Genomic DNA, 10,689 nt, shown 5'->3' with positions numbered 1-10,689 from the left:
CGCCCGGCAACCTCGCCGGGGCCCTCGCCGCCCGGTGCGGCCTTTGGCACCGCGGCCCCCCGGGCCGCCTCCCCCCCGAAACCGCCGCGCGTCGAATCGGGTGGAGCGTCTGTCGCGAAGCCGGACACCGCCGGTTCACCGGAGCGGCTGCGCCTCGCGCTCGCCACCGAGAGGACGTCGACCGCGCCGGTCCTGCGCGGCCTGGGTGCCCCGACCGCCACCTGGAGTGCGCAGAACGGCGCGTTCCTGATCGAGGGCTGGGACGACCGCACCGTGTTCGCCGTGCGCAGGCGGGACCGGCAGCTGGCCGGATGGGTCGAGACGTCCGGCGCCGGCTGGGCGTCGTTCATCGACGGCCGGGCGGTCATCGACTCCGACGACGGCCTGCCCTGGCTCGCCGAGGACGAGACGTACGCGGTCTCCTTGCTGGCGATGGCACTCGACCAGCACGGGGACCGGCCGGCTTGAGCGGAACAGGCCGTACCCGCTGATGCGGCGGCGCCCCGGAGCGGGACGCTGATTCGCCGTCACCATACGCTGGCCAGTGAGGATCACCGGAAGGAACCGCTGTGACAGATGCCAGGATCGAACCCCCGATAGACCGGCCCGGTACCGACGGGTCCGTCGCCGCCGAGGTACCGGAGGCGGTGTCCGCACCGGAGGCGGCGGACGAGCCGGAGGCCACGGACGAGCCGACCTCCGCCTTCGGCGACCTCGTCTACGACGACCTGCACAGCTCCTTCGGCGCGTTCCGGCTGTACCTCTCCGAACGCCTGTCACCCGACGCCGCCGACCTCGTGGCCCGGGAGTTCGACGCCCACATGACTGCCCTCGCGAAGACCCGGGCCGCCCTGGGCCTCGACGACGACGTCCCGGCCCCGTCCGAGCCGTCCCAGCCGCCGGTGCCCGAGCGGACGGACCTCGCGCGGGCGGACAAGGTGTTCCCCGAACTGGCCCGCCGGTACAAGGGCGCGTTCAAGCAGGCCCAGCAGCAGATGGCGCAGCACTACGCCAGGTCCGAGCCCGGGCGGGCCTGGCAGGACCTGAAGAAGGCCGTGGAGGGACCCGACCGGATCCAGGCGGTCGTCAAGGAGGTCGCCGGGGACCACTACCCGGAGATCTCCAAGGACGGGCGCTGGCGGGAGTTCTTCGGATCCGTGCTCCGGGACACCGCCGACGTGGCCTCCAAGGCGACGGCTCGACTGGCGCGGACCTTCGAGACCGACCGGGTGACCCAGCGGCTGCTGACCAGGTTCGCGACCGCGGCCGGCGAGTTCGCCGCCGGGCGTCAGGGCGAGGCGGCGGCGCAGCCCGCTCCGGCCGCGGCGGCCGAGAAGGCCGCGGGCCGTGCCCAGGTCGACCTCGCCTCCCTGGGGATGAAGCCGGTGGCCGGTGTGGCCGCGCCCGCGGCGGCGCCGCCCGATCCGGCCCGGCCCGCGCCGACGGCGGCCGCGCCCGCCCGGGGTAGTGGTGCGGAGATCTGATGGCGGCGCGCGGACGGGACGCCGTGGCGCGCCACGGCGACGAGGGAGGGGATTGACGTGATCGACCCGTACGAGCGGGTACACAGCGGTGAGGTCGAGATGGCCGTCGCCAACAGCGCCGACGCGATGGTCAAGCTGGCCCTGACGCTGGCCACCATGGCCGCCGAGAACGCCGCCCGGGCGCGCCACGAGCGGTGGGAGCGCGAACGGGAGGCGGCGGCCGAGAAGCACTGGCGCGAGCGCGCCGCCGCGGAGCCGTGGCTGCGGGCGCCCTACGACCAACGGTTCTGGGACGACCTGGAACCGACTCCCGAGGGGATGCGCCCGCTCGGCCAGGCCTGGCAGACGGCCTACGAGTGGGGCGGCTCCGATCCGCAGGCCGCCGCCGCGCTGCACCACATGCGGGCCAAGATCCACGAGAAGTACGGACTGCTCGTCCCGGACGAGATGCTGCCGGTGCAGGACCTGTCGCGGGCCATCGCCCTGTCCGACCCGAACCTGCACGAGAGGGCGCGGGCCGGCCGGGAGGCGGCCGCCGAGAGCGGTCAGAGCAGCTACCTGTACGTCATCGAGGACCCGGCATCGGACACCCAGCTGGCCACCGGCGAGGTCCGCGGGCACGACTGGGAAGCCCCCGACCTCGTCGCCGCCCACGCCCACGAGCAGTGGGCCGCCGGATCGGACGCGCCGCTCGGCGACAACCTGGTGATCCGCGTCTACGAGAACACGGGCGGCCCCGTCGGCGGCCGGGATCCGCTCGCCGTGGTGGAGGCGCGGCGGGTCCCGGAGATCCTCGACGCCGCGGAGGAGCGCCAGCGCCGGGTGGTGTCCGGCGCGGAGGAGGCCGGCGCCGGGGAGGTCCTGCACGCGGTCGGCGCCGAGCACCGGCGGGCCGGTGAGCGCGCGGAGAAGTGGCAGGAGGCACGGGACCGCCTGGCGGACACGGATCCGGCCGAGTTGCCGGAGGGGGAGCACACCCGGCAGGTCGACGCCCTCCAGCGGGAGATCGTGCGCGAGCGTCTGCACCAGGCGCGGCTGAGCCTGCACGGGCAGGCCGTGGAGGCCGAGCAGCGTGGTGAGGACCCGGACCTGGTGTACGCCGGAGCGTCACTGCGTGCCCGGCTGGACCAGGGCTGGATGGCCGAGGCGAGCCCGGCCGAGGCCGCCGGGGTGTGGAGCGAGGTCAACGGCTGGCAGCACGGGGCGGCCCGGGACCAGGCGCTCGACGCGGTGAACGAACAGCTCGTCAACCACTACGGCATGGAGCTGCACGGGGACGTCGACCGGGCCGAGGCGGCGCGCGCGTTGGAGAGCATGGCCGACGTCGGGGAGAAGAGCGAACCGGACCACGTGCGCCGGCAGGCGCTGGAACTCCAACGTCGGGCGCTGGAGAAGAACGACCGGGCTCTGCGGAACGAGGACAGGATCGCGCAGATCAAGTCGGGACCGCAGCCCGTGACGCCGAAGGCCGCAGCCCGGCAGGAGGCGAGGATCGACGGCCTGGCCAAGGGCGCGGACCAGCTGCGGGCTTCGGCGGACATCGACAGTCGCGCCGCGGTCGTCGTCGAGGCCCAGGCCGACCGCCTGGCGGCGAGCGATTCGAGCGACCCGAGTGCCCTGCCCCCGGGCATGACCAGGGAACAGGTGACCGAGGCGCACCAGAGCGACTGGGGCGACGACCCGCAGTGGGCCGGGTACTCCACCACCCCACCGGCCGCGGGCACCGCCGCCGGTGCCGGGACCGCGCCGCCCGTCCCGGAGGGGCCGGCCGCCCCGGCCGCCCCCGCCCCCGCCCCCGCCCCCACGCCGGCCCCGGCGCGCCCGGCCCAGGGCCGGGCCGCATCGGCGTCCGGGCGCCGCAAGGGTTCCCAGAGGGCCCTCGACGCCAAAGCCGCCAGGGGCAAGCAGCGGCTGTCCCAGGGGGCGCGGACGGCGCTCGGCCCGACGGAAAAGGAAGCCGGCAAGCGCATCGACCGGACCCTCGGACGGACGTCGGCGACGCCCCCGGCCGCCCCGGGCACCGCGGCTCCCGGGGCGCACCGCGGCACGGCCAGGGGGAAGGGCAACGGCCTCGGGGGGTAGACGGAGGACGGCGGTGGGTTCCGGGACCTCGTGGTCCCGGAACCCACCGCCGTCAGCGGTGCGCCGTCAGTCCTCGGGGATCCGCTCGGCGGCCGCCGTGGTGCTGAAGGCCGTACCGAGCCACATCCGCGGGTCCGCCGGGTTGGTCGGCAGCGGCTGCGGCGGGTGCTCGGAGTGGCCCTCGACCGGGGAGCACGCGCTGAACGGGCCGCTGTCCGGGTCCAGCAGGACGTGCAGTTGCGGGTCCGCGTGGTGGATCCACCAGGTGGACATCCCGAGCGCCGGGTCCAGGCGCAGGCTCTCCCACGCGCGCCACATCGCGTTCAGCCGGGAGATCGCCTCCGCGTGCAGCCACCAGTCCGGGCACCAGGTGAGCGTCACCCCGTTGAGGCGCCGGGCCACCATCGGGGCGAGGTAGTCGACGACGAACTCCTCGACGGTTCCGAACACCGGCTCCGGCGGCGCCTCCTCGTCCTCGTCCTCGTCGTCCCACAGGTCGAAGTCGTCGTCGCTCACGACCGTGCCCCCGGGTCGTACTTGGACAGCGAGGCCTTGACCGCCTCGGCGTGCCTGGTCTCCCACCACGGCACGGTCTCCACCAGCGCGGGCGGCGCGCCGGAGGCCAGGAGCAGCGCCCGGCCGGGCGGCATCGCCGCGAGGTCGGAGACGTCGAGCACGCGCTCGCGCCGGGTGCTGTGGCTGGTGGAGCGGCCGCCGAACAGCCCGCCGCCCTGGTTGGCGCCGTAGGACGCCGAGTAGGTGTCGACCTCGTACTCGCCGGCCAGCGTGCTGAGGTCTCCGAGGAACTTGGCGTCGGAGACGCCGCCGCCGTACACGCGGCGGTTCGCGCTGGACCAGAGCTTGCCCATGCCCTTCTCGCCCCAGACCTCCACGCCCTGGTCCCAGGACTGCAGGATCGTCATGAGGATGATGCCGCGCGAACCGTAGTGCGAGTACAGGTCGGGCAGGTCGGCCCACCGGCAGACGTTGGCGGCCTCGTCCAGCACCCCGACGATGGGGACGGACAGGCGCCCGCCCGGCATGGTCGTGGCGGCCTCCTCGGCCGCCTCGACGACGGCGACGGTGAGGGCGGTCACCAGCGGGCCCGCGCTGTCCTTGCCCTCGCGGGAGAGCGAGTACAGGGTGTCGGTGCTCACCGCGAAGTCCGCCGGGCTGAACTCGGGCCGGGCCGGGCCGCGCCCGGGGGTGATCCAGGGGTGGACCGCCGGGTTCACCAGGCAGGAGGCCATCTGCATGGCGGTTCCGTAGATGCCGCCGCGCTGCTTCTCCGGCGCGGTGATCACGCCGTTCAGCGAGTCGGCCGGCAGGTGGTGGCCGGCCTGGCGCAGGATCCGCTCGGGGGTGTCGTCCTTGGGCCGGGTCAGCCAGGTGTAGACCTGGGTGATGGGCTTGCCGTCGACCGCGGCGGCGAGCATCAGGTACGCGAGCAGGTCCTGGCCGGCGGGGGTGAAGTAGGCGTCGGTCTTCGCGCCGGCGTCGGAGGAGCCGCTGGCGAAGTGGGCCGCCATCTTCCGCGCGTTGGCCACGGAGGTGACGTAGCTGAGGGGGTTCCACCACCAGGTGGGGCTCTCACCCGCGCGGTTCTGCGGGTCGAACACCCACGTCTTGCCCGTGGCCTCGCGCACGCCCCTGGTCGCGTCCACGATGTCGCGCTTGTTGGAGGTCGCCAGCACCGCGCCGGGCGCGTCGCAGATCGCGGGGATCGCGCGGCGGGTGGTCTTGCCGGTGCGCGGCCCCCAGATGTCGACGTGCATGTCCTCCCAACTGCCGAACAGCTGCTGGCCGCCGGGGATCGACCGTCCGATGAACACGCCGGGCAGGTCCGACTTGGTGCCCAGCCGGGCGGCTGTCGCGGCCGCGCCGCGGCGGTTGACCGGGGCCAGGTCGTTGCCCCGCCCGAGGTGCCGTCCGGCGCGGTCGACCTTCGGCCGCTTGCGCCGGCGGGTCGTGCGCCAGGCGGCGAGCACGGCGGCCAGGACGACGACGACCGCCTCCGCGGCCGCGATCACGGTCGCGTACGTGCCCGGCCAGCGGTAGGAGCCGTTGAACAGCCCGATGACGAAGGCGAACGGGTTGGCCGGCGGGGCCGGTACGCCCGCCGCCTTCGCCCCCAGCAGCGCGGCCAGCCATGCTCCGACCGCGCTCGCCACGACCAGCAGCAGGACGCCGAGCGCGATGAACGGCCCGGCCTCGGAGACCGGGCCCCGGCGCCCTTCGGTGGCCGTCATCGCACGCCCGCCCAACGCCGGTTGGTGTCGTTGATGGCCAGCTCCGCCTGGGTGAGCTCCACGGAGACCGGGATGCCCGGCCGGCCGCCGACCTTGACCAGGAACTTCCCGCGCCCGGGCGGGGCCGCCTCGGAGTTCGTCGAGGAGTCCCAGGCCGGTGGGCTGGACCAGCCCACGACCATCTCCTGCTCGGCGCGGCTCATCCCCACCACCTGGGTCAGCTGTGGCATCTCCGCCTCCGGCAGACCGCCCGTGATGACCATGCCGGCCCGTTCCACGAAGCCCTTGGCCTTCATCCGGTCCTCCTCCGTCGGGAGGGCGAGCAGGTCACTCATGGTGTGAGTGATCATCGCGGTGCCGACACCGCGCTGCCGGTTGAGGCGGGTCAGGGCGTCGACGCGGTCGACCAGGCCGCGCCCGGCGCGCAGGACCCGCCACAACTCGTCCATGATCACGAAGTAGTGGCGCTGGGGGGCGAGGCCGGCGTCGGCCAGTGCCTGCACCGCGGAGATGGTGCCGAAGCCGTAGCTCCAGCACGTCAGCAGCGCGGCGGCCTGCAGCAGCGCCTCGCTGTCGTCGATCGCCGAGACGTCGAACACGACCGGCCGGTCGACCTCCATCGGGACGCTCGTGGGCCGCGCGAACATGTCGCCCAGCCGCCCGCCTCCCAGCAGGGCGGTCAGCGACGACTCCAGGCCCTCGGTGATGTCCCGGTAGCGGCCGAGATTGCCACGGTCCAGTGCCAGGTGGCGCAGCGCGTCCGGGGCGTCCTTGACCACCTGGAGCAGGTCCGCGAGCACCGGCACGCCCTCGTGCCGCTCGTCGAGGACCGTGAGCGCGCCCGAGACCAGCGTCTCCTCGCGGTCCGTCGGCGGCTCGCCGCGGAGGATCGTCAGCAGCGCGGACACCGTGTTCAGCCGCCGCCCGTGGATGTCGGCCAGCACCGCGCGGCGCCGGTCACCGGTCAGTCGCTGGGCGGCCGCCTGGGCGGCGCCGGGGTCGAGTGCGTTGAGGTAGCCGCGCCCACGCCCGAGGCTGATGACCTGGCCGCCCAGCGCCTCGATCAGGTCGACGTAGTCCGGCTTGAGGTCCCCGAACACCATCGGGTGAGTGCCGAACGCCGCCAGACCGAGCGCCTGGCGGCGCACGATCGTGCTCTTGCCCAGACCGGGCCGTCCCAGGACGAACTCGCTGGGGTTGAGGATCAGGTTGGCCCGGGTGAACCAGCTGATCGGGTCGCAGCACAACGAGGCACCGGTGATGGTGTTGCGTCCGATCGGCACGCCGACCATCGGGGTGCCCGACCCGGCCACGAACGGCCAGAGTCCGCAGACCTGCACCGTGGTGCCGCGCCATTCGGCCGGTGCCTCGACGTAGCCGACCGAGCCGGCACCCCATCCGGACCAGCCGCGCATCCCGGGCCGACGCGGCCTGGCCGGCGCGGGCGTCTTCTGCTTCCTGCTCACATCGCCTCCCGGACCGCCTGGGGCACGCGCAGGTGGTTGGGCAGAACGATGCCGATCGGCAGCCCCGCCGCGAAGGCGGAGGCCTGGGAGCCGAGCGCCGGACGCAACCGGATGCGCGAAGGGGTGGACAGGTTCTCGACGACGGCGTCCGCCTTCGCCAAGTGGTCGCGCTCCATGACGGTCGCGGTGACGATCATGCCGAAACGGACCAGGCCGGCACCGGTCGCCTCCTCCTGCGCGGCCTGGTCGGCGGCGCGGACCGCCACGGAGTCCCGGGCCGCGGCGACGGCCGCCTGCTGTGCCTGGAACAGCGCGTCCTTGCGGTCGTTCTCCACGATCCGCGCGGCGGACGCCGGGTCGTGAGGCCGGTACAGCAGGCTCACACGCTTGCGCGTCACGTCGGGGTGCGGAAGGAGAAGCGAGGCGAGCACGTTGGAGAACACCTCGCCCCGGGGGGCCTCCCCCATGAACCAGACCTTCGACCAGGCGCCGTCGTGCCGGTAGTGCGACCAGAACTCCTCGGTCGCGACCGGGCCGGCGTCGTCCCAGGTGATGCCGGTGCCGCCTGCGGCCCGGCCTTCGGCGACCAGGGTGGCCACGCTCGGGTCGTAGGCGACCCTCACAGTTTCGGCGAGGTCGCCGGCGGTCATCGGGCGGGCCGCGCCGGCCCCCGTCATGGCCAGGCCGGCGGTCAGGCCGGGCAGCCGCGCGCCGATCTCGTCGGCCATCTGGTCGACGTCCCGGCGCGGCGCGCTGCCGCGGGCCGCGCCGGAGAACGTCAGCGCGATCTGCGTGGTGAGCAGCGCCGACCCGGCGGGGTAGGAGTCGACGATCTGTTCCAGCACCTGCCGGGCCAGCGGCGGCGCTTCCGGGTGGAGGTGGCCGTGGACCTCGGCGCTGAGACGGCTGCCGGGGTCGGGAGCAGCCTCCACCGTCACCGACGCGGCCACCAGACCCGGCTCGTGGGCCAGCGAGGACAGCCACTGGCCCCAGTGCGCCACCCAGGTGTCGACCTGGTCGGAGTCGACCAGCGAGGCACCGTCGGCGTCACAACTGATCACCACGGAGTGGTGGTTGAGGCTCGGCAGACTCACCATGGCGAACGGGCGGTTGTGTGCGTCCTGGAACTGCGCCAGGCTGGAGGCCGCCGCCAGCCCCGGCAGCTGGCAGGTCCCGTATGGAGTACGGCCGATGATGCCCGACCGGTAGATGCGTTTACCGGCACTCTTCCCACGCCACCACGCCACGCGCGCAGTCCCCCTCTGCAGGCCGTTCCGGCCGAACTTGTCCTTGATCAACAGCGGTAGCAGGCTGAGCCCCACGAGAACGCCGGCTCCGATGGCCAGGAAGAAGTCGATGGCCATGAAGATGACCACGAGGATCATCCCGGCCATCATGACCATCGTCCCGGCCAGGCCCAGACCTCCGATGCCGGGCGACCTGGGCTTGCGCCAGTTCCCGTAGGTCCTGGGCCGGCCGATATCAAGCGCTGCCACTGGGCCCCCCGCTCTGCTGTCCCGCGTTCGCCGTGTTCTCGGCGCTCTGCTTGATGGCGGAGTGCGTCTTCTGGGCAACCTCGGCTGCGGCTGCCGCAGGGTGGGCCTTCGCCGCCCCCGCCGCCCCCGCCTGCCCGGCACCCTGTGTGGCAGCTCCCTGCGCGGCAGCTCCCTGGGAAGCCGCGCCCTGGGCGGGTCCCTGCTGGCCCTGGGACGCTCCCTCGGCGGCTTGCCGGGCGGCGCCCTGGGCGGGTGCCTGCGCACCGGAGCTCTGCGACCCCTGGGAGGAGCCTCCCTGGGCGGGCACCGACTTGGAGCCGCTGGGGTTGGAGCCGCCCTTGCTCGATCCCTGCCCTGAACGGGCGGATCCGCCGCCACCGGAACCGCTCTTGCTGCCGCCGCCGACGGCCTTCGCCCCGCTGGCGAGCGCCCCCATCGCGGCCGCGCCGCCTCCGCCGCCGCCCCCGCCGCCGGCGGCGCCGACCACCGGGGTGATGAAGCGCATGAGTGCCGGAAGAGCGACCACTGACAGGAGCATCAGCACGATGCCGGCCACCGACGTGACCAGCCCCCCGGAGTCGGGGTCCGTCTTGAGCGAGGCGATCATGCGGAAGGCGGTCGCGTAGATGATCGCCGCGACCGGCTTGTACAGCAGGAACGCGATCAGCCAAGAGACGGTCTTCTGGAAGGTCTGACGTCCGGAGGGTGTGCTGGAGACGGCGGCGGTCAGGGGCAGAGTGCCGCACAGCAGGATGAGCATGGCGGTGCGGACCAGCATCAGGGCGACCTGGGCCAGGCAGGCCAGGGTGGCGAGCAGGGCGAGGATCAGGGCGAGGATCGGCCCGCCCTGGTTCTCCGAGGCGACGGTGAGCCAGCCCACCACGGCCCTGCCGAAGTCCTGGTCCGTGGCCTGGTTGATGATCCATGAGGAGAACTGGTCACCGGCCTCGGTGAGCATGCCGATCGCCCCGAGGGCCATGCTTGTCGTCACGGTCATGGTGAAGAGGCCCTTGGCGACGTCCACGGCCGGCTCTGCACGGCGCTGGATCGCCAGTCGGCCGGCCGCGAAGAGGATGGACATCACCGCGATCCAGGTCGTGATCCAGAGGGTGTGCGCCCACACCCACTGGATCGGACCGTTGTCCTGATTGGACTGCACGATGTTGCCGGTAGGCACCTTGATCCACCAGGTGGTGACGGCTGCGGCAACCTTTCCCGCCATGTCGATACACCAGTCGATGATGCTCTGCACAACGCTCATGCCGACGTCGCCCGCCGCGTCACTCAGGCAGTCGCCCCAGTTCATGGGGTTGAGGCAGCTCCCGGACATGTCAGCTCCCCATCCGGAACGGGACCATGTCGGTCACGGTCTTCTGCTGGCCGAACGAGGAGCTCTGCTGGCCGTTGGGCGTCATCTTCTGCTTCCAGTCGCCGCCGTCCCACACCGCGGTGAGCACGACGGTGCGGTAGGCACCGCCCATGGGGAACTTGATCGCGAAGGTCACCACGGCGGTGTCGGCCGTGTACGAGTTGACCTGGTAGGCGGCGTACTGGCCGATGGTCGAGAAGGCGGGGCTCGGCTTGGACGGATTCACCCGGTCGGCCGTGACGAACTGCAGGTAGGAATCGCGCTCCGGCCCGGGGGCCACCTGCTGGTCGATGACGGGGCGCCAGTTGTCGGCGGCGGAACTGCGGATCGAGGTCTGGGCGAGGGCCAGCACCGCACCGCGGGGGGTGTGGGAGTAGCAGCGAGCCACCTCGCCCGAACGCACGGCGGGCCCGGAGGATTGCGACTCGGGCAGCTGGTAGCCGTGGAAGTCCTTCCAGGCGAGCTCGCCCGCGGCGAACGTGTTGCCGATGCTCAGCGGAGTCTGGTTCGTGTCGGACAACTGAGGGCAGGGGGCGCCGCTGC

The 10,689-nt window shown here is 73.2% G+C and carries 8 protein-coding genes and 1 pseudogene; 3 read left to right on the top strand and 6 right to left on the bottom strand.

Annotated features, from left to right (window positions below; genetic code table 11):
* The 3 genes and pseudogenes from ACFV0O_RS34560 to ACFV0O_RS34550 form a co-directional block, all read left to right on the top strand.
* Nucleotides 1-468 (top strand): annotated as a pseudogene (locus ACFV0O_RS34560) (hypothetical protein); the annotation flags it as partial.
* Between the two features lie 101 nt (nt 469-569).
* Complete coding sequence (locus tag ACFV0O_RS34555) at nt 570-1,484, top strand: hypothetical protein (RefSeq protein WP_380347752.1); 915 nt, start codon at nt 570-572, stop codon at nt 1,482-1,484.
* A 57-nt stretch (nt 1,485-1,541) separates the two neighbouring features.
* Nucleotides 1,542-3,566 (top strand): hypothetical protein, encoded by a 2,025-nt coding sequence (locus ACFV0O_RS34550; RefSeq protein WP_380347750.1) that lies wholly within the window; start codon nt 1,542-1,544, stop codon nt 3,564-3,566.
* 66 nt (nt 3,567-3,632) lie between these two features.
* Here the strand turns inward: ACFV0O_RS34550 and ACFV0O_RS34545 are convergent, their stop codons facing one another.
* From ACFV0O_RS34545 to ACFV0O_RS34520, 6 genes are read right to left on the bottom strand one after another with little or no spacing between them, the layout of a single operon-like run.
* The gene (locus ACFV0O_RS34545; protein WP_380347748.1) at nt 3,633-4,082 is read right to left on the bottom strand and encodes a DUF4913 domain-containing protein; all 450 of its coding nucleotides are present in this window, start codon (nt 4,080-4,082) and stop codon (nt 3,633-3,635) included.
* On the bottom strand, nt 4,079-5,815 hold the full coding sequence (locus ACFV0O_RS34540; protein WP_380347746.1) for a type IV secretory system conjugative DNA transfer family protein: 1,737 nt from the start codon (nt 5,813-5,815) through the stop codon (nt 4,079-4,081). The genes ACFV0O_RS34545 and ACFV0O_RS34540 overlap by 4 nt, the downstream gene beginning before the upstream one ends.
* Nucleotides 5,812-7,281 (bottom strand): ATP/GTP-binding protein, encoded by a 1,470-nt coding sequence (locus ACFV0O_RS34535; RefSeq protein WP_380347744.1) that lies wholly within the window; start codon nt 7,279-7,281, stop codon nt 5,812-5,814. The genes ACFV0O_RS34540 and ACFV0O_RS34535 overlap by 4 nt, the downstream gene beginning before the upstream one ends.
* Nucleotides 7,278-8,777: an SCO6880 family protein gene (locus ACFV0O_RS34530; RefSeq protein WP_380347742.1), complete on the bottom strand. Its 1,500-nt coding sequence runs from the start codon at nt 8,775-8,777 to the stop codon at nt 7,278-7,280. Before ACFV0O_RS34530 ends, ACFV0O_RS34535 begins: the two co-directional genes overlap by 4 nt.
* Nucleotides 8,764-10,107 carry a hypothetical protein gene (locus tag ACFV0O_RS34525; protein WP_380347740.1) on the bottom strand — a complete coding sequence of 448 codons (1,344 nt, stop codon included), beginning with the start codon at nt 10,105-10,107 and terminating at the stop codon, nt 8,764-8,766. Before ACFV0O_RS34525 ends, ACFV0O_RS34530 begins: the two co-directional genes overlap by 14 nt.
* Before the next feature lies 1 nt (nt 10,108).
* Nucleotides 10,109-10,666, bottom strand: a complete 558-nt coding sequence (locus tag ACFV0O_RS34520; protein WP_380347738.1) for a hypothetical protein — start codon at nt 10,664-10,666, stop codon at nt 10,109-10,111.
* Nucleotides 10,667-10,689 lie beyond the last annotated feature (23 nt).

Origin of the sequence: Kitasatospora sp. NPDC059577, assembly GCF_042735475.1 — a bacterium.
Taxonomy (GTDB): domain Bacteria; phylum Actinomycetota; class Actinomycetes; order Streptomycetales; family Streptomycetaceae; genus Kitasatospora.
The sequence above is the reverse complement of the archived record's forward strand: the minus strand, read 5'-3'. Positions and strand labels throughout refer to the sequence as shown.

Bases quoted from the DNA above. Each gene is read 5' to 3' on its own strand.
- ACFV0O_RS34540 (WP_380347746.1), bottom strand. From the start codon at position 5,815: ATGACGGCCACCGAAGGGCGCCGGGGCCCGGTCTCCGAGGCCGGGCCG.
- ACFV0O_RS34525 (WP_380347740.1), bottom strand. From the start codon at position 10,107: ATGTCCGGGAGCTGCCTCAACCCCATGAACTGGGGCGACTGCCTGAGT.